The sequence below is a fragment of the Paenibacillus ferrarius genome (assembly GCF_002027705.1).
GTDB classification, from domain to species: Bacteria; Bacillota; Bacilli; order Paenibacillales; family NBRC-103111; genus Paenibacillus_E; species Paenibacillus_E ferrarius.
In genome coordinates this window covers 55,924-75,025 of record NZ_MBTG01000011.1, presented here as the reverse complement: position 1 = coordinate 75,025, position 19,102 = coordinate 55,924, and the positions used below count along the sequence as shown (strand labels likewise).

At 45.1% G+C, this 19,102-nt stretch carries 14 protein-coding genes and 2 pseudogenes; 4 read left to right on the top strand and 12 right to left on the bottom strand.

The window, feature by feature from the left end; all coding sequences use genetic code 11:
• Positions 1 to 6 precede the first annotated feature (6 nt).
• The 6 genes and pseudogenes from BC351_RS12760 to BC351_RS12745 all read right to left on the bottom strand — a co-directional run bounded on the left by BC351_RS12760 (position 7) and on the right by BC351_RS12745 (position 7,098).
• Positions 7 to 2,628 (bottom strand): DUF5054 domain-containing protein, encoded by a 2,622-nt coding sequence (locus tag BC351_RS12760; RefSeq protein WP_079412516.1) that lies wholly within the window; start codon positions 2,626 to 2,628, stop codon positions 7 to 9.
• 298 nt (positions 2,629 to 2,926) lie between these two features.
• Positions 2,927 to 3,163 (bottom strand): annotated as a pseudogene (locus BC351_RS44320) (ArsB/NhaD family transporter); the annotation flags it as partial.
• Positions 3,164 to 3,167: 4 nt separating this feature from the next.
• On the bottom strand, positions 3,168 to 5,153 hold the full coding sequence (locus BC351_RS12755) for a methyl-accepting chemotaxis protein (RefSeq protein ID WP_079412699.1): 1,986 nt from the start codon (positions 5,151 to 5,153) through the stop codon (positions 3,168 to 3,170).
• A gap of 445 nt (positions 5,154 to 5,598) precedes the next feature.
• On the bottom strand, positions 5,599 to 5,886 hold the full coding sequence (locus BC351_RS44315; RefSeq protein WP_425270920.1) for an InlB B-repeat-containing protein: 288 nt from the start codon (positions 5,884 to 5,886) through the stop codon (positions 5,599 to 5,601).
• Positions 5,887 to 5,929: 43 nt separating this feature from the next.
• Complete coding sequence (locus BC351_RS12750; RefSeq protein ID WP_079412514.1) at positions 5,930 to 6,532, bottom strand: DedA family protein; 603 nt, start codon at positions 6,530 to 6,532, stop codon at positions 5,930 to 5,932.
• Positions 6,529 to 7,098, bottom strand: coding sequence for a class I SAM-dependent methyltransferase (locus BC351_RS12745; protein WP_079412512.1), 570 nt, complete (start codon positions 7,096 to 7,098; stop codon positions 6,529 to 6,531). The genes BC351_RS12750 and BC351_RS12745 overlap by 4 nt, the downstream gene beginning before the upstream one ends.
• An 861-nt stretch (positions 7,099 to 7,959) precedes the next feature.
• Between BC351_RS12745 and BC351_RS12740 the strand changes: the two genes are divergently transcribed.
• From BC351_RS12740 to BC351_RS12730, 3 genes are read left to right on the top strand one after another with little or no spacing between them, the layout of a single operon-like run.
• Positions 7,960 to 8,916, top strand: a complete 957-nt coding sequence (locus BC351_RS12740) for a phosphatidylinositol-specific phospholipase C/glycerophosphodiester phosphodiesterase family protein (RefSeq protein WP_079412510.1) — start codon at positions 7,960 to 7,962, stop codon at positions 8,914 to 8,916.
• Positions 8,909 to 9,610, top strand: coding sequence for a response regulator transcription factor (locus BC351_RS12735; protein WP_079412509.1), 702 nt, complete (start codon positions 8,909 to 8,911; stop codon positions 9,608 to 9,610). The genes BC351_RS12740 and BC351_RS12735 overlap by 8 nt, the downstream gene beginning before the upstream one ends.
• The gene (locus BC351_RS12730) at positions 9,585 to 10,907 is read left to right on the top strand and encodes a sensor histidine kinase (RefSeq protein WP_208629710.1); all 1,323 of its coding nucleotides are present in this window, start codon (positions 9,585 to 9,587) and stop codon (positions 10,905 to 10,907) included. Before BC351_RS12735 ends, BC351_RS12730 begins: the two co-directional genes overlap by 26 nt.
• 110 nt (positions 10,908 to 11,017) lie before the next feature.
• Here the strand turns inward: BC351_RS12730 and BC351_RS12725 are convergent.
• Positions 11,018 to 11,206, bottom strand: a pseudogene (locus BC351_RS12725) (Mur ligase family protein); the annotation flags it as partial.
• 322 nt (positions 11,207 to 11,528) lie between these two features.
• Here BC351_RS12725 and gap point away from each other — a divergent pair.
• Positions 11,529 to 12,539, top strand: coding sequence for a type I glyceraldehyde-3-phosphate dehydrogenase (gap, locus tag BC351_RS12720; protein WP_079412507.1), 1,011 nt, complete (start codon positions 11,529 to 11,531; stop codon positions 12,537 to 12,539).
• A gap of 441 nt (positions 12,540 to 12,980) precedes the next feature.
• Here the strand turns inward: gap and BC351_RS12715 are convergent, their stop codons facing one another.
• From BC351_RS12715 to cydD, 5 genes are all read right to left on the bottom strand, one after another.
• The gene (locus BC351_RS12715; protein ID WP_079412505.1) at positions 12,981 to 13,529 is read right to left on the bottom strand and encodes a DUF420 domain-containing protein; all 549 of its coding nucleotides are present in this window, start codon (positions 13,527 to 13,529) and stop codon (positions 12,981 to 12,983) included.
• 136 nt (positions 13,530 to 13,665) lie between these two features.
• Positions 13,666 to 14,139, bottom strand: coding sequence for a response regulator (locus BC351_RS12710; RefSeq protein ID WP_079412503.1), 474 nt, complete (start codon positions 14,137 to 14,139; stop codon positions 13,666 to 13,668).
• A 138-nt stretch (positions 14,140 to 14,277) separates the two neighbouring features.
• The gene (locus BC351_RS12705; protein WP_079412501.1) at positions 14,278 to 15,459 is read right to left on the bottom strand and encodes an MFS transporter; all 1,182 of its coding nucleotides are present in this window, start codon (positions 15,457 to 15,459) and stop codon (positions 14,278 to 14,280) included.
• A 123-nt stretch (positions 15,460 to 15,582) separates the two neighbouring features.
• Positions 15,583 to 17,310, bottom strand: coding sequence for a thiol reductant ABC exporter subunit CydC (gene cydC / locus BC351_RS12700; RefSeq protein WP_079412499.1), 1,728 nt, complete (start codon positions 17,308 to 17,310; stop codon positions 15,583 to 15,585).
• Positions 17,307 to 19,073 carry a thiol reductant ABC exporter subunit CydD gene (gene cydD, locus BC351_RS12695; RefSeq protein WP_079412497.1) on the bottom strand — a complete coding sequence of 589 codons (1,767 nt, stop codon included), beginning with the start codon at positions 19,071 to 19,073 and terminating at the stop codon, positions 17,307 to 17,309. The genes cydC and cydD overlap by 4 nt, the downstream gene beginning before the upstream one ends.
• Between the last annotated feature and the right edge of the window lie 29 nt (positions 19,074 to 19,102).

The window sequence follows — 19,102 nt, the reverse complement described above, 5'->3', positions numbered from 1 at the left end:
ATCCCCCTAGCCTCTATTAATATGTTCAATAAATTGCAGCTTGATCGTTACGATTTCCTTTGGTCCGAGTTTCACCGCAAGACGGCTCGCCGCCTCGGCGCGGACATCCAACTGCACCTCCGGCTCTTCCAGCAAATTGCAGGCATGCGCCGAAGCCAATTCGCTAGCGAACGCCAGTTCGGCGTGATGCGGCTCGTTCCAGGCGTTTTGCAGCCGCAGCACATAGCCGTTGCCGTCTTCCGCCACTTTGAAGGCCAGCAGCACGATGCCTTCGGTGCCCTCTGTCAGCAGCGAGGAGCGCGCAGCGCTTCCTAGGAAGCCGCGTACCGTTTTCACAGGGTGGCTCCACTGCTCGAGCTGCTTCCATATTTCGCCTTGCTGCCAGTCGCCTTGGTGCAAGACAATCCGGAAGTTATAAGTATAGCTGCCTGCCATCCACTGCGGAAAGTTCGTGCCCCATTGGTTGTTGAACAGGTTGAAATACAGAGAAGGTCGCTCCGGCTGATACGACTTGCTGTAGGTGAACACACCTTTCTCCCCGATGGAGAATAGCGGCGTATCTTTCGCCAGAATGGCTAGACCTGCCCCGCCATCCGTCACATCAACCCAGCCGTCCCCACAATGCAGGCGATGGTTGGCGCCCCGGACGATATCTTGTGTCGGGTCTACGACAGCACCCAGCTTCTGGAATCGGTAGCCCGACTCCCTGGCTTGCAGATGGAAGCCGACGAAACCTGCTTCGGCGAAAGCCGTGGCCGCTTTGTCGTTCAGCTCCAGCGTGTAGTCGAAGAACGCCTGATCCGGCTCCAGCTTGAGCAAGATCGCGACGCTTTGTGCATTGCCGAACTCGGTACGGCTTGCCGCAGGCGTGCTGAATGTCAAGCGGATCGTGCCGGTGGCAGCGTCATTGGCCGTTTCCAGACTGTCCAGCTTCAGTCCGAATTGCTGGTGCCCGATGCGCGGATAGCCCGGCTTGCCAAAATCGTTTACATACCAGTCCATCAAATCATAAGCGTAATCCTTCACGAATTGAAGAATTTCGTCTTTGGCGTAAACATCGTATTCATAAGCGCCAAACGCTTGGCCGGACGCTACCCAATCCTTGCCGCGAGTCTTGTCAAACAGGCGGCGAATCTCGCCCGTTGCGGCATCGACTTCGATCCGCAAATGCGCATTTTCCAGCACCGCCTTGCCGTCCTCGGTACGGGCGATTGCCACTGCGGCTTCACCTGCGCCAAACACGGCCTGCGGTTCATAGGTATACGTGCGGTAGCCGCAAGGCTCCAGCAGCGGAATCCGCACTTCGCCGGACGCTTGCACCGGCAAGCTGTCGCCGGTGTTCAGATCGACCAGCCAACCACCGGACACATTGTCGAGGCGAACGAGCTCGTTCGTTCTTGCCCAAGACGACGGGTTGAAAATCCCGATCATCGGGGATTCACCCTGCTGGGCACCGCTTTGGAACGGTGTGATCCGCTCGGCAGCCGCCCGAGCCATTTTTACGTAAGCGCGCTTCTCATCCCAAGAAAGCTCTATCTTGTCATAGGTTTCGGGGAACGCTTCCCGGTCCCGTGCAATATCTTCCTTCGTAAACGCCCGCATGCTGTTCCGTCCCGGAATCAGCAGGAGCTTCACGTCATGGCCCCACGTATGCTCGCCGAACAGCAGCGATTCGCGGTACGCCTTGTCGATATCCGCGCCGAATGCGCCTATCGCTTCGCCCTGCTCCCACTGTTGCAGCGCTGCCATGGCCTCCAGCGTCGTCGTCTCGCTGCGCAAGCTTCGAACCTCGGACACTTCCTGCGGATACGAGCCGATCCCGTGAATCCACGTGTCCGCTAAATCCTTGCGTACGACCGGGATATCCGTGTAGCCTCTGCTTAGGAAATCCGCAGCAAAGTCGTCCATCGTGCCGATAACCACCCGCGTATTTGGATACGACGCCTTCACGGTTTCAAGCAGTTCGGTCACGACCTTGCTGTCTTGCGGCCCGATGTTGTCATGCGTCTGCAGCAGCGCCATCCAGACCGGATACTCCCAGTCGTCCGGCGGCAGCAGACTTGTGCCGTACTCGCCTTTGGAGTAGAACGTCAGCACCTGTTTGCCGTCCGGTCCTTCCCAATTGAACAGCCGCGGCACCTCGACAGGCTGCGAGCAAGCGTTGACTCCGATGTGCAGGAACTCGATGCCCGCGCCTTTGAGCAGCGACGGCAGCATCCAGGTGTGGCCGGGCACGTCAGTCATTTTGGCGGAAATAACCTTCTTGCCGAACTTCTTGCCGAGGCGCGCCGACATGTAGAGACCACGAATCCATTCTTCCAGTCCGCAAAACTCCGTATGCGTCGTGAAAGGAAGACCGTGCCAGCTTAACTGCCCGTCCACGACCAATTGCTCGATCCGCTCCCGAATGCCTTCCTCGGCATGGATCAACGTCTCGTCCAGTACCCATGAAGGGACCGTCCATACAAAGCGGTGTCCGGGTTCAAAATGCTTCGTTCCTTCACAGATGGTCAAAACGTCCTTTGCCATATCCTGCGTGTACTGCTTGACAATGTTGCTCGGCAAGTCGGTAAAGCCGAGGTCAACGTGCGTTTTAAAGACTACATATATCGTATCTAAAGGCTTCATAAACTACTCCTCCAATGATGCTTATCTCATCTAATAGTTTTGTGATGATGCAGCGGTTGCAGAAAATGAAAAAAAGCCGAATCATCCTGCTGATCCGCGGACTCTGGGCTTTGTGGCCCGTGCCATAGTTAAACGAAATGTGCTCATCTTTAGGAATCTCCCTACACATGAAAAGGGAATGTAGACATCCAAAAAAAGTTAAGCGCTTTACCTTTCGTAGTAAAATTCATTTGCCATGTTTTTGGATGATATTGTTGTCCCTGATTGGATGATATTGATCCTATCAAATACAACCAAGTTAAGCGCTTAACCCAATCTTACAACATAACTTGACTCGGTTCAATATGCCCGCAAAAAAAATATATAAGGAGTGAATTTGGCTCTCCGGTTCCAATCGTCGAGGTATAAAAAGCATCATTAACCATGCCAAATTTGTAAATCCCCCCCTCTTCACATCTGCAACCATATTGACCAGGTTGCAGATGACAAAAGGAAGGGACGTGGTAACCGCGATAAATCCGCTCGCCATAATGAAATACTTAAACTTCGAATTTAGATAACGTCTCGTTAAGCGAATTGGATAGTTGGTCCAGCTGTTCCGACAGCTTAACCAAGCCATTGCTAATGCTGAGCTGTTCTACACTTAAGGAAGCTACCTCTTGGGAGGTTGCAAGTGACTCCTCGGCAACTGCGCTGACGTTCATCATCGCATCGGATAATACTTCTTGCGACTGCTCCAGCGTACTAATGGAATCGCTGACCGTGCTGAGTTGTACGATAAAGCCACCCATGTGTGCCGTGACTTGTTTGAAAATGGTATCCGCTTCTTTCACCGCTTGAATTTGTTGCTTGAAGATCGGTGTTGCCGTTGACAGCACATTCACCGTCTCGTTGATTTCAACTTGAATTTTTTCTGTAATTTGGCCAACGACATAGATAGACTGTTTCGATTGATCCGCAAGTTTACGAATTTCATCAGCAACAACCATGAATCCTTTACCGGCTGTACCCGCACGTGCGGCTTCAATTGTAGCATTTAGTGATAAGATATTCGTCTGCTTCGTCATATTGCTCAGTACATCAAGAATTTGGCGGATCGATCTTGTGCTGTCTTTTAAGTTATCGACTTTATTCACCATGGAGTGGATCATTTCTTCCGTCAGACTCGTTTTATCAATAAGTTCAGCCATGTACTTCGTGCCTAGTTCACTAGAACTTTGAACATCCGTTGCCGCTGTGCCCATTTCAAAGTTCGCCTCAGACACGTTTTTCATTTGCAGGCTAATATGATGCGTCAGCTCATTACCGCGCTCTGACTCTGTGGCCAAGCCGGCGGCGCCACCTGATATTTCTTCGGTAGCGAGTGCAATTTCTCGGGCAGCATTTGCTGTTGTTTTGGAGGAATTCGTCAGTTCGGCCGCCGTTTCGAGTACTTTCTGGGCAGAAATGCTCGTTTGTTGAACTAATAACGTAATTTTCTCCATCATGATATCGAAGCTAGTGCCTAATTGGCCGATTTCATCCTTCATTGTGTAATTCGAGCGTACCGTTAGCTTACCCATAGCCCCTTGGTGCATGAGATTACGCAAATTAATCAGTGGTTTTCCGATCATGCGCACAACGAACAGACCAATCATAAGAGCTGCAATAGCTGCAAAAAACGCAACAATCAGCGTATAGTTGAAAATCTTTTTAGCCTTTTTGACCATAGAGCTTACTGGAACGTCTCCAATCAGATTCCAGCCGGAAACCTGCGACCTATAATAAGCAACTAGATGATCATCTTTCGTCGTAAACGAATTTCGCTCCTCTTCAAGCTGCTCTTTCGTCAGTTGGATGTCAGCTGTTTTTTCTATTTCAGTCATATCAGGTGTCGCGATGTTTGTGTTGCTGCTGTTCGTAATGACAACGGAACTGTTCTCACCCAGCGTCATTGTACCTAATTCGGTTTTCAAAATATCCGTGCTAAACTCTACGACCAGTACGGCGGATGTTGCGTTGCTAATGATGCGTCCAATCCCGAATGTGCTGGTGGAATCACTCGAATATCCTGTTGATTTACTATCGAGCCAAGCCGCTTGACCGCCTGCTTCGTTAATCTGCTTGAACCACGCGGTATCACTAACACTCGTATCGGATTCATAGCCTCCACCACCTGTCCCGACAAGGAGTTTGCCATCCGAACTGTAAATGCGAAGTGTTTTGATGACTTTGTTGGAAAATGCGACAAAATTCAATTTCTCCGTCAGTTGACGACTGGTATCCGCAGCGTTGTACGATAGGGGGTCGAGTTTTGCCATTTTTTCCAATAGCTTCTGCAAATCATCATTGTACATCACTTGCAGGGTCAAATCTTCAAAATTTTGATAGAGCAAATCAAGCTTTTGCCCCGCTTGCGTTACCGTCTGGAGACTGGAATCAGCCATGTTGTCCTTAATCACGTTTTTCGAAACGAAGTAAGAAATGGCACCAACAACCATGACGAAAAACAAGATGCTTGCGAAAAACATCAGGAACAGCTTCATCCCTACCGATTTCGTCGGATTTTCAAGCTGTTTGAATGAAGAAATAGACTTCTTTAGGAATTCTTTCAAGTCGCTCACCCACCATTAGTTTCTATTGGTATGCCTCCCAACTCTGTGGAAAAAAAAGACATACGTAATTAGTTGGTTTAATGATTCGCCGCGATTCGACAGATTCCTTCAAATTTTGTTATTTTATTTTAAATCAATATTTCATATTGAAATTTTATTTCGAATAATTGAGTGGCACTAACTAATTCTGAGCAAAGGTACAATCCTTCAGATGACCTTAACAATAATTGGGGGCTGAATCCATACCGTCTCTTTTTCTCGTTCCGTTTAGTATTGCACAAAAAAATGGACCTATCACTTATGAAGTGATGGTCCATTTTCTATTATGCAAGTATGTTGGTACTACTAATTAACATTTGTAGAGTGAAATAGTATATTACGCATGATTAGCGGTGTACTGTCTGACGAAGCGAAATATAGTGGTTCCACCACTATTGCTGTATCTCCAAGTAGCAGTGACAGTGACATTCTTTGCAGACATAGTAAAGTTGGTGGAGGTGCTGTTTGCGTTAGCAAAGATCACACCTTCGGTTGGACTCCTGCTGCTGAAAGTATAATTGCTGCGGCTGCCTGCATGAATAGCGACAGTAGCGCCTTCGGCGTGACTGCCCTCACCTGACTCATAAGCGTAGCTGACATTTACTGAAAGAGTGTCCTTTGCCAGAGGTTTTTCTTAAAAATAGCTTTTACAGCCACTGGCGTTGCAGTCAGCGTAATTTTCGTATTCTTTGCCGCAGTCTGAATAATAAAACTATAAAAATAATTATTGTAAATGAAAGTCCTACATATATACCGTAATGATATACCATTGTCCCAACACTTTGCACATGGGATCCTACTAATTGACCTAATACAAAAAAAATAAATGTCCATACAAGTCCTGCCGTGTAAGAATAAAGCACATAATGACGATATGGCATTTTATTCATCCCAACTAAATAGGGAATAATATGTCTGACGACCGGAATGAAGTAACTAAAGCTTAAAGCAAAATTTCCGTATTTGTTTAACATATTTTCTGCTGTTTTTAAATGCTTATCGATATTCTTTTTACGCCGAAGTTTATCAAGCACCGGTGATCCAAGAAATCTGCCGAGAACATAACCAAGTGATAGCCCAGAAATCACACCTAAATAAGTGATAATAAAAGCTGGAAACGTAAGGAGAATACCCGTTTTGCTTACAGCTCCTCCGGTCATCACGATGACCTCGTCTGGTATCGGCATACCAACGATGCCAAGCCAAAGCGCAAAAAACAATGCGGCATATCCAAATTGTGAAATAGAATGTATGAGTGTGTCGTAGTTCATGCAATCCCCCCTTTTTTACGGCATACATAGACAAATGCTGGCGGGAAATTAAGTGGCACATAATTTATCCTTACGATATCGAATACATGTGCTAAGTTCTTTTTCATCTGGAGAGAATACTGAAAGGCAACAAAGTAGCCGCCCGGTTTTAAGGCTTTAATAATTTGATCAATTAACCTTTCTCGAAGTTCTTTTGGAAAGTTGAAAAATGGTAATCCGCTAATTATGCAGTCTAACTGATGGATGCCGTAGTGATTTATTACATTTGTTAAATTACATGCGTTTGTGTGACAAGCAAAATTAGGGTATTGCTTCTGCAAAATAGCTTTCATGCCCTCATCGTTCTCGAATAAGAACACTTTGGTTGAGTCAGATACACTCGATTTGATAAACCGAGTGACAGCACCAGTGCCGGATCCAAGTTCAGCAACAGAACCAACTTCGCTCCACGGAACAGACTGAACCATTTTATTAGCCAAAAATCGAGAACTTGGCAATACACTACCGATTTGCTTAGGATTTTGAATAAATTTTTGTAAAAACATTAAATATTGATCAGAAGCCATGAATCTCCCACCCTTCAAATCCTCAGTTGATGTCGATAAGTTTATATTAAGTTAAAATTTTAAAGAACCTGCTGGGATAAAACTAAGGAATTTCTAAAGAAAAAATGCAAAACAAAAACGTCCTATACAATAGGACGCTTAATGAAAGAAAGAAAATGGGTTCTAGGGCCTTAATGCGTGCTCGGAAATGTTTCGTAGACAATAATACTTCATTGCTTCATGTCAGAAATTCAATGAATAAATTAACTTCATAACATTTGTACCACCAATTTTAACGCTATACGTTTTATCTGAATCGTTACTGTAGTTTACCTCATTCAATGTTATTAATTACTTTGTCCATTAATTGTGAAATGTATACTACACATATGGAAAAGTTGTATTTATAAAGTGCAGATATACTTTCTCATATCTATCTGAAGATGATATACCAAAATTCGCGCGAAAAAGACAGTAAAAGACCTTAGTAATTAAAGTCTTTGACTGTCTATTATTTCGCTATCGTTTCCCGTATGTAAAACGAAAAATTGGGTCTTTGCTCAGGAAATTCACGTCGCTCGAGCAGTCAGTTTCTGGGACATCGGTCTTGGAACTCCAATCGAGTTTGGCAATCATGAAAGGGTTCTCGGCTTTTCAAGGTGACTGAAATGGCGGGCCCGTAAACAAGCGATATTTCACGCCCAACCATAAAGCCCATCTCATCTAAGGGGAGCGGAACCAAGGCTTATGGGAATTTACAGGTTGGATACTCTCTTTCAGCAAGGTATACAAACTTCATAAATTCATTCGTTTTTTTACCAGCCCTTCTTCATTTGAGTCCTGTATTATGACTTACATCAGGATAAGAAAGGAGCAAAACGAATGAAGAAAACGATTCTGTTAAGCTTATTAATCGTCATTACGGCTGGAATGATCTTGTGTAGCTGGGGGCTTGTTTGGTCAGGCCAGAATCAGCCGGTCTATACAGCTGGCACCAGCGCCTGGGAGGAAAATAGGCTTATTGCACATGCACTTGGTGGAGTCCAAGGCGCTAGCTACACAAATTCTTATGAGGCATTCATAACCAATTACAATAGAGGGTACCGTTTGTTCGAGGTTGATCTTGTGCAAACGATGGATGGGGAGCTTGTAGCCAGACATGATTGGTCGCACAGGCTACAGCCGGATTTGGCCGCTCATAGCGGACCAAACGTAACAAATCTTCAGTTTGCAAACTCGCTTATAATGGGCAAATTCCACCCTCTTACACTGCCCGATATACTGCAGCTGATGCAGCAATATCGTGATTTTGACTTAATCGTGGATACGAAGGCCGGCAGCAATGAGCAAATTCAGCAGCAGTTTACGCATCTAGTCAAAGAGGCGCGCCGTAATGGTCCTGCACTACTCAATCGGGTTATACCTGAAATTTTCAGCCCAGAAATGTATGACACAGTAATGGGAATCTACCCCTTTCCTAATAATATATATTCACTTTACAAAACTGGTGCCTCTGCCGAAAGTATTGTAGAATTTGTAAGGGATAAACATTTGACAGCCGTCGCCATGCCTGAGTATCGCGTGTTTGTCAACCCCAATCTAGTTCCTGCACTAAATAAGCTCGGGGTAAAAAGCTATGTTCACACCGTCAACAACAAACCAGTTATGCAGTTGCTGCACAGCTTCGGGGTGCATGGATTTTACACGGATCAGGAAGAATCACCGGAGGAGTTGATGCTTGCAGGCGCTCCCCCCGGCCATTTTGACTTTCCGGGATACATCAGTTCCGGATTGGCAAGTATAAGTAATATCGTGATGAAAGTGAGAAATAATGGCTAAAAATAATATTCTTGTTGTAGACGATGAACCAGAAATTCGAGAAGCGCTCGTTATTTACTTGAAAAGCGATGATGTGGATGTATTTACAGCCTCTAACGGCCTCGAGGCACTGGAAATCCTTGAAAAGGAAACAATACATCTCATTCTCATGGACATCATGATGCCGCAACTTGATGGAATCAAGACGACATTTAAAATTCGTGAAAGCAAAAATATACCGATCATTATGCTTTCCGCCAAATCGGAAGATGGCGACAAGATTTTGGGTCTCAACGTTGGAGCCGATGATTATATAACGAAGCCGTTCAATCCTCTGGAGTTGGTCGCTAGGGTCCGATCTCAGTTGCGTCGGTTTACGAATTTAGGTTCCTTCCAGTCAAACGGGGAAGAGATCATTCAAGTGAGAGGACTCATGCTGAACAAAAGCATGAAGACTGTTGAGGTAGATGGAGAGGACGTTAGACTGACCCCGAAGGAATACAAAATTTTGGAGCTACTGCTGGAGAACAAGGGCAGAGTTTTCTCAATTGAAGAGATTTATGAGCTCGTGTGGAATGAACCGATCTTCGCCGCTTCCGAGAATACAGTTGCCGTACATGTGAGAAATATTCGCGAAAAAATTGAAATCAATCCCAAAGACCCAAAATATTTAAAGGTGGTATGGGGAATTGGATATAAAGTTGAGAAAAGGTAAAGCAGATCGGATTGTCCTAATCGACCCTCTTGTCTTAATTGTCGCCGTTATCTTAGGGGGCGTTCTACTGATTGACGAGTATTCATACGTGCCTGGGCTGAATCTAGGTTTTTCAACTTCAAGCTTCATCCAGAAACTGCTTGCCGCTATTATCCTTGGCTTGCTGGCAGGCAGACTGTTTCTTTATTTTCATCGGCCCCTTAATGAGCGTTCCTTATGGCACGGCAGTGTGCTGATGGATTGCTTTCGTTTTTGGAGTACCGGTATTAGAACCAGTCTGCAAAACTGGAGAATAACGTTTGTCCTCATCATCATGTTCCTGCTAACTGCGATAGCTGGCATTTTTGCTTGGCAAGTAGCCATATACAGGTACGAACTGGGCTGGTTCATACTTTATGAATTGCTGTATTTGCTGTTCTTTGTTCCCTATATACTTGCCAAGCTCAGACGCTTCATCGCCATCCTCAACGGAAGTAAAGAAATTTCCGAAGGCAATATTCAGAATGCGATTCAGGATACCGGCAAGGACGCTCTATCCCAACTTGCTGGCTATATTAACAATATGAAAGCCGGGTATCAAAGCGCGCTGGAGAATCAAATGAAGAGCGAACGATTAAAAACAGAGCTGATTACCAACGTATCGCATGATTTGAAGACCCCACTTACTTCCATTATCAACTATGTCGATTTATTAAAAAAAGAAGATCTTTCTACGGAGACAGCCCGAACCTATATTGAAACCCTGGACCGCAAGGCACTCCGGCTGAAGCTGTTGATTGAAGACCTGTTCGAAATTTCAAAGATGACCAGCGGCACAGTAGAGCTGGATATTGAGTACGTCGATGTCGCAACCTTGTTGACACAGGCGATTGCCGAGTCCAACACCAATATGGGACAAGCGTCGCACGTGATTCGGGAGAGAATCGCAAAATTCCCGATCCAAGCGCATTTGGACGGCAATAAAATTTGGCGTGTATTCGAAAATTTAATTGGCAACGCGCAGAAATATTCGCTTCCAGGAACTAGAATCTATATTTATTTGGACGAATCTGATGATATGGTATTATTCAAAATTCAAAACACCTCTGCTTATGAGATTGATTTTGCTGCGGAAGAGCTGTTCGAACGCTTCAAAAGAGCAGATGAATCCCGCCAGACAGAGGGTTCCGGACTAGGACTGGCAATTGTGAAAAGCATCATTGAGCTGCACGGCGGGGAAATCCGAGTCGAGATTCATGGCGACCAATTTAACGTTATTCTGCATTTACCCAAGCAGCGTTTAATTTATAAGTCATAAAACTAGGTTAACCCTCATGCTTTTTTTCAGAATGTATGGGGGTTAACTTTTTTCATTAACTTTTCTTCACGAACTAAACTTCCAACCCCTTCGCAAACTTTTCATCTTTCTAGGATGGTCAAGGGAACTCCAATTGGGCTGTTTAAATTCCCGACTGTTTTATGAACTCGCTATTTTGTCTGTAATACAGAATTTATCATATCTTTTGTGGTTGTCTTACCATTGCTACCAGTAACACTAATTACTTTTATTGATAATTCCCTTCGATAATTAGTGGCCAATATTTGAAATTTTATGAGAAATGTGATATTCCAGAATTAATTAGAAAACGGAGCCCGCAAACCTCGGCGCTCCGTTTTTATTGTTTCAGATTCGTTAGAATTTTAAGAACTCCGAGGTGAAAATGATGGTTTGTTGCAGAATGAACTTTATTCTAATCTAATGTTATATCAAACTTCACGACACTGAAACCTTGCCAATCACTCAAATCATGATATAATAAAGATACCGATCGGTATCTTATATTGTGCAACAAGCCCGTTGAGAAAAGCTAATTTCTTTTGATTTCATGACAGGCATTCGCCTGTTTGGAATAAATACAACTTATAGGAGGACTTGAGAATGACTGTAAAAGTAGGCATTAACGGTTTTGGACGGATCGGGCGACTCGCTTTTCGCCGAATTCAAGATGTGGAAGGCGTCGAGGTAGTGGCAATTAACGACCTTACCAATGCTAAAATGTTGGCTCATCTACTCAAATATGATACTACGCAAGGCACTTTTCGTGGTGACATCGAAGTTCTTGACGGAACCTTCAAAGTAAACGGGAAAGAGGTTAAGGTGCTGGCTAACCGTAACCCTGAAGAAATCCCGTGGGGCGAGCTTGGCGTAGACATTGTGCTCGAATGTACAGGCTTCTTCACCACGAAAGAAAAAGCCGAGCTTCACCTGAAAGGGGGAGCGAAGAAAGTCGTCATTTCCGCCCCTGCTACAGGCGACATGAAAACGATCGTATACAACGTGAACCATGACACGCTGGACGGAACGGAAACGGTTATTTCCGGTGCTTCCTGCACAACGAACTGCCTAGCCCCGATGGCTAAAACTTTGCACGATAAGTTTGGCATTCAATCCGGATTAATGACGACCATTCACGCCTTTACAGGCAACCAGAAAACACTGGACGCTCCGGATCCAAAAGGAGACTTCAGAGCAGCACGCGCCGCTTCAGAGAACATTGTTCCCTATTCTACTGGTGCTGCAAAAGCCATTGGCCTCGTTCTTCCCGAACTAAAGGGCAAGCTGGATGGCGCATCTCAACGTGTGCCTGTTGCAACAGGTTCCGTAACGGAGCTGGTTGCCGTATTGAACACCAAAGTAACGATTGAGGAAATTAACACCGCTATGAAAGAAGCCTCTGATCCAGAAACTTACGGATACACGGAAGACGAGATCGTATCTTCCGATATCAAAGGTATCACATTTGGTTCGCTCTTCGACGCCACGCAGACGAAAGTTCTGACAGTCGGTGACCAGCAACTGGTGAAAACCGTAGCTTGGTACGATAACGAAATGTCTTATACAGCCCAATTGGTTCGCACTCTGGAGTACTTCGCTAAAATAGCTAGGTAAATAACTTCCCAAAATCAATAGATGGAAAGAAGAAAACTTCGATGAAGTATGCACTCAACAATACGATAGTCGAGAAGAACGAAGCGCTCCTTCTTCCCCTCGAAGGGGTCATTATACGTTGCTTTGCATTACCATTGTATTGGTCACTATGAATACAGCCATGTTTAATTTGGGTTAAACGATTTAAGCCATTATTTTAACTTGCCCTCATCCATCGTTTCATTGACGGTCACCAGTTATTCGATTATGTTCGCCATCTCCTCGATCAGCTACAGCCGGTTGTCTGATATTGTTCCGTTGAATCGGGTCTGTTAGGCATGCAAATACAAGGGGCAATGGCAGAAAAATGCGACACCCTCTGGAAAATCCAGATCAGGTGTCGCATTTTTTTGCCTACTGCCAAGATTCCTAATTAGTATTCCCCTCAATGAGCGAGTTTGTTCAGTAATATGGTTCCATCATTAAAAACACTACTACTCCAGTAAAACTGACATATAGCCAAATAGGCATTGTCCATCGAGCAATGCGCCGATGCTTTTGAATTTGATTCGTCCATCCCCAAACAAGTGTGAATAGGGCTAGCGGTACAATTATTGCGGCAAGGATGCTGTGCGAAATTAAAATAATAAAATAAAAGGGTCTGATAATACCTTGGCCGCCAAATGTCGCTGTTTCTGAGGACATGTAGTGAAATGTTAAATAAGAAACTAGAAATAATAATGTCGAGGTAAAGGAAGCAAGAATGAAACCTTTGTGCACCTTAATGTTTTTTCTCAATATTGCAATTAAGCTCGATATCAAAAATATAAACGTAAAGCTATTTAAAACTCCATTTATTCTCGGGAAGATGACTAAATCAAATTTGATACTTCCTTTGTATCCTATCGGTGAAAAAAACAAAAGAAGTATAACAAAATTTACAATCAAGGACGTTACAATTATAGGAATCGTATAATTTTTATTATTGGCTGGTTGATCATTTGAGTTCATTTGATCCAAACGCTCCTTCTGCAGACAGTACCCAATACAGTATTTTCGATCAATCAATACGGACGAAAGTTATTTCTTTTTTTCCGAGCTTACCTTAGACATAAAAATTCCTTTGTCAGACGCATAAGTGACTAGCTCAGGTACGACTCTTTAATTTCGGCTGTACGCCATGTGGGCTATTCTCGGTAACAAATTGCTTTAAAATTTGATATCCAAGCTCTCTCGGCAGAGTCGCATCCTCGATCACGAGCGACCTCAGATACTCGTGAAAGGAAGCTGGATGCAGCGACTTGAGCAAGTAACCTTGCGCCCCGCTTTTCAGAGCTTCAAAAAAACACTCAACGTCAGCGCTTTCCGCTTGCAATACGACTAACATTTGGGGATTCATCTTTTTCATTTCTTGAATGGTCTGTGTACCCTTCATATCGTGTAATTCAACCGCAACAAGCGCAACCTCCGGCTTTAATGAATCGGCGAGTGATATCGCATCCCTTCCGCAGTCAGTTTCCGCTACGACCTCAAAGAGCGGATCCAGCTCCAGCAGGTACTTGATCCGCTCTCTATGCTCTTGCGATGGTTCTGCAAGCAACACTCTGTTGATTTGGCTCACCCCTCCACAACTCCTTTATGGAACCTTAAACCCTATGCCTGTTGCTATTATCGCGTTTTATGTGTTTAGTCGAATGGCCCGAATTAGTTATTTTCCTCGAAAAATATGACCATTCAGTGTCAGATAAGTAAAAGCTCATTAGGGATGCAGATTCAACTTTTGGGCTACAGGCTTACCATAAACTTTTATTCTGATAATAATCAATAGAAAAGCTAGTACAGTAAATCCAATTCCACTCCATACAAGTTGACGTACATCCCATTGCAAAAGAAACCAGCCACCGATAGTTGTTCCAATCGTTATTCCTAAATTCGCAAAGGTTATAAACAAGCTGTTCCCAAATTCAGGAGCTGACTGTGATTCGATGACCAGCCAGCTTTGTCCAATGATAAGTCCGCCGGCATGGACAATTCCCCATAGAAAGATTAGAACAAACATAGGAATAAAATGAATCCCTAAAAAATAAAGCATCATATAAATACATAATAAGATTAAAGGAAATAAGGTTGTTGTGAGAGCAATGTTTTTCTGCACGAAGGCTCCAAATATGAAATTCCCCAAAATCATGACCAATCCAAATACGAATAACATAATGCTTATCCATGAGCCATTCACTTGTGTTACTTGTCTAAGATATTCGGCAAAGTAACTATATACAGAGAACATAGCTGCAAATAAAAATATAACGGTCGCAATGTTTAACCACAGATCAGGTTTACGTAAAACATTGAGTTGTTGTCCATAAGTCATTTTTTCTTTAACAGGCATCGAAGGAAGCCAGATCAATATGCCGAAAAAGGCTATGAAACTAATTATGGCACCAAACATGAATGCTACCTCAACTGAAATTCGCTCTGCAAGATAAGAGGTCAATGGCACCCCAAATGCAAATCCTGCTGTAATACCTGTAAACACCTTGGTCACGGCTTGACTGCTTTTCTCTGGAGAAACCAATGATGCTGCCACCACAAGAGCTACAGAAAAGAAAGCAGAATGCGCCAATGCGGGAATAATCCGAAATACCACCATTACGTTGAAGCTCATAGTAAAAATATAAACAACGTTGGAGACCGCAAACATTAGCACCGATATTAACAAAATGAATTTACGATTTATACCTGAAGATAGCAAGGTTATAAAAGGCCCTGACAGTGCTACGACCAAGGCAAAAATACTGACAAGTATTCCTGCCGCTGAGGTAGTTATGTGAAATTTTTGTGCTACCTGAGGTAGCACACCAATAATCCCCATTTCTGTTGTGATTATTCCGAATACACCTAAAGCCAAAATTACAATTAGCAAAGGGTTAGTCTTTGTCATTAGATTTTCCACCTTTTCACAATAAAGAAGCATACTGCTTAGGAATGTTATTCTTCCGTTTCCGTACGAGGTAGATGGTCTGGGTAAAAACAGTACCGTAAAGGTCGTATAAAAAGAGAATGCTTAGTCCCCCGTTTCGCCGATTAATTGCAACTCAATTTGTTTCATCTTATAAAAATAGCCGTTTTGCTCCATCAACTCGGAATAAGAACCCGTTTCGATCACCCTTCCTTGCTCCATAACGACGATTCTGTCCATTCCTTCCAAACCGTTAAGCCGGTGACAGATTAGCAGAAGCGTATCTTCGGACGCCTGCTCGTATAGGTGCGTCAAAACACGTTGCTCTGTCACATAGTCCAGCGAAGACGTCGGCTCATCCAGCAGCCATAGCTTTCCCTTGCGAAGCATGGCCCGCGCCAGGGCCAAGCGCTGTTTTTCGCCATCCGATAAATTTTCTCCCTTTTCGTACACGGGGTCCGTTAACGAAATGGTCGGCAATTGCACTTTAGCGAGAATATCCAATAGGTCGCCGTCAGAATGATTCTCACCATCCATGAGCAAGTTATCCCGGATCGTTCCCCGGAAAAAATGGCTTTGCTGCAGCACGACATTAGCCGTTTTCCAAATGCTCGACTCCTCCAGCTCTTGTACCGATATGCCGCTCAGTCGCAAATCCCCAGCCGTTGGCGTACGCAGCTTGAGCAACAACTCAATCAGCGTGGACTTTCCCGAACCGCTAGGTCCGACAATCGCCGTTTTGGATCCTGGTGGAATTTGCAACGAAAAGTTCTTTAACGCTGGCCTCCACTCCCCTTCATATTGTAAGGAAACGCTGGATAGTTCAATAGAAACGGCATGGTCGGTATTCAACGTACGACTTGGCTGCACTGGCTGCATGGCAGGAGTTAATACTGCTTCCGTCAGCCGCTTGGCTGCATGTTCGCTATCTTGCTTATATGCTGGCAACGTGGCCATAGCCGCTGCTTCTTCAAATACAGTTAATGAGGCCATGACAAGCATAGCCAGATATACGCCAGCTAACGTCCCATCCGATATCAGATAAGCACCAAGTGCCAACACCCCCCAGGCAATCAGATATGTGACAAAAGCATGCATCGATTGTCCACGCAGCAGTTGTCCGGCCGCTCGCTGCTGCTCGGCTGCCAATGCAGCAGAAGCTTGGCGAAGTTGCTGTTCCCGCTGCGCAAGCTGCCCATAAACTTTAAGGTCCCGGAAACCATACAACACCTCTGTTACTTCCGTAGACAACAGCGCTCGCTGCTTGCGAACATGGCCATTGATTTTCCGATATCCTAGCAATACGATTCCCGGCACGACCAATACGGTTCCCAGCATACCGAGCAGCATCAAGCAAGCCATCCAGAAAGAAAAGGAGGCGGCAGCCAGCATTGTCGTCAAGAACACCATGACAACAATGATCGGCGGATACGCGACGCGTAAAAAATAGTGCTGCAAACTCTCTACATCCCCAACGATTCGTGCAAGCAGATCCCCGCTTCGGTTTTTATTTAAAATGCCTGGCGTTAAAGGAATGAGCTTGGCAAAAAAGGATGATCGCAAACGGCTAAGCATAGAGAATGTCGCTCGGTGTGAATATAAGCGCTCGCCATAACGACTCACCGCTCGAAGTAAACCAAGCAGCTTGACCAACGAAGTAAGTACGATCAGCGTATAAAGCGGAGGTGCAAACACCGTTTGCGAAATCAGATATCCGCTCGCAGAAAAGAGGATCACACCGGCAATACCGGCGACAAATCCGCCTAAAATCGAAAGAATAATATCTTTGCGCTCCCGAATCATAGCTTGGAACAAAACAGCGAACTCGTTCATCCCGGCACCCCTTTGCGTTGGACATCGACCATCTCTGCATACGCAGGCAGGCGTTTCATAAGCTCTTCGTGATGTCCCGAGCCCACTAGGACGCCATGGTCCATAAACAAAATGTTGTCCGCATTTCGAATGGTATACAATCGGTGAGCTACCGTAATCATCGTCGCCGATTTTGCCAAGGTTCCAATCGAATGTTGCAGAATGCTCTCGGTGTGAAGATCGAGTCCGACGGTCGGCTCATCGAACAAAATAATGGAGGGTCGCTTCAAAAAAGCCCGCGCTACAGCAAGCCGTTGCTTTTCCCCACCGGATAGTCCTCTACCGCCTTCACCGACAGGGGTATCAAATCCCTGCTCCAGTTGGGATACAACCTTCGAAAGACCCGCGTCCGCAGCCGCCGCCTCAATTTCAGCCCTGGAGACTTTCCGCCCGGCACCGATCGCGATATTATCGGCGAAGGTACCTGCAAAAATGTAAGGATGCTGCGTAATGTAGCTAATATGTTCGAACCATATCGTCTCATTCTGTTGAGTAAGCGGGTTTCCATTCACTAAAATGGTCCCCGACGCCGGTTTTAGTAATCCCGCTATAAGATGGAGCAAGGTTGTTTTGCCGGATCCGCTATGACCAACAAGGGCAATATGATCTCCTGGTCCAATTGTGATCGAACCTGTATTCAGCTCAAATGAGTCAGGTGCATACTGAAACCGGACATTGTCCAATTCAATGGTGGGCGGCATTGGAAACAGCTTCTTCGGAAATGTCCGGAGCCCTATCGGCTGATCCTTCAGATCGTTTCTATCGTTCGTGTCCGCGAGCATGGTTTCAACCTTGCTAATCGCCCCCATACTGGTTCGCCCATTGTGAAAAGCTGTGCCCGAACTCTTTAGTAAGCTGTAAAACTCGGGCACGAGCAGCAAAACAAAAAAGGCAGTGCGAAACGACATCGATTTGAAGACAAGCAGCTGAATGGCCAGTTCGAGAGCAACAATCCCGATGCTCAGCATCACAATCGATTCCATCATGAGGGTATTCGTAAACGCAATCTTCAAAATATCCATTGTGGCATCACAGTATTTTAAGCTACTGCGTTCGATTTCTTGCTGCTGACGGCGGGCCCGTCCGAATATTTTTAACGTAACGAGCCCTTGAAGGGAATCTAGAAATGTACCGGCAAACTCGGCTAACTGCGCATATTTTTCTTCTGATTTATTTTTCGTTTTCAGCCCCACCAAAATCATAAAAATCGGGATAAACGGAGCCGTAACCAGCATGATGATCCCTGAATTGGCATGTTGGGTAAACGTAACGACTAAAATCAGAATGGGGATAATGACCGTTTCCACCATACGTGGCATGTATTGACTGAAATAACTATCCGCCTCATCCACAGCATCCAGCGCCATACTGACCTTTCCCCCCGTTTGCCCTCGAAGAGAGGAAGGCATGGAAGCATGCGTAAAATTCTGAAGCACGGCTGCTCGCATATTTTTTTTGGCGGTTGCTGCCATTTGCAAACCAACTGTCCCGTTCCCATATGACAACAGTGTACGTATCGCCATCACGATCAGTAGGATGCCGAGCAGTAGGGAAACCGATGAAAAAGATACTCCCTCCACAAAGATCCGCTGGACGGCTTCAGCCAGCAATGCAGCCTGACTTACAATGGCGGCGCCTAGTGCGAGCGAGATGAATACCAGGTAAATGAGACGTTTGCGTTGGGCAGTCATCTGTATAGCGATTAAGCTTCTTTTCCCCTTCACCCAACTCAGCTCCTTTATGGTAATAACCT

Excerpts from the sequence above, each read along its gene's own strand:
- BC351_RS12760 (WP_079412516.1), bottom strand. The coding sequence starts at position 2,628 with ATGAAGCCTTTAGATACGATATATGTAGTCTTTAAAACGCACGTTGAC.
- BC351_RS12755 (WP_079412699.1), bottom strand. The coding sequence starts at position 5,153 with ATGAAGCTGTTCCTGATGTTTTTCGCAAGCATCTTGTTTTTCGTCATG.
- BC351_RS12750 (WP_079412514.1), bottom strand. The coding sequence starts at position 6,532 with ATGAACTACGACACACTCATACATTCTATTTCACAATTTGGATATGCC.
- BC351_RS12745 (WP_079412512.1), bottom strand. The coding sequence starts at position 7,098 with ATGGCTTCTGATCAATATTTAATGTTTTTACAAAAATTTATTCAAAAT.
- BC351_RS12740 (WP_079412510.1), top strand. The coding sequence starts at position 7,960 with ATGAAGAAAACGATTCTGTTAAGCTTATTAATCGTCATTACGGCTGGA.
- BC351_RS12735 (WP_079412509.1), top strand. The coding sequence starts at position 8,909 with ATGGCTAAAAATAATATTCTTGTTGTAGACGATGAACCAGAAATTCGA.
- gap (WP_079412507.1), top strand. The coding sequence starts at position 11,529 with ATGACTGTAAAAGTAGGCATTAACGGTTTTGGACGGATCGGGCGACTC.
- BC351_RS12715 (WP_079412505.1), bottom strand. The coding sequence starts at position 13,529 with ATGAACTCAAATGATCAACCAGCCAATAATAAAAATTATACGATTCCT.
- BC351_RS12705 (WP_079412501.1), bottom strand. The coding sequence starts at position 15,459 with ATGACAAAGACTAACCCTTTGCTAATTGTAATTTTGGCTTTAGGTGTA.
- cydC (WP_079412499.1), bottom strand. The coding sequence starts at position 17,310 with ATGAACGAGTTCGCTGTTTTGTTCCAAGCTATGATTCGGGAGCGCAAA.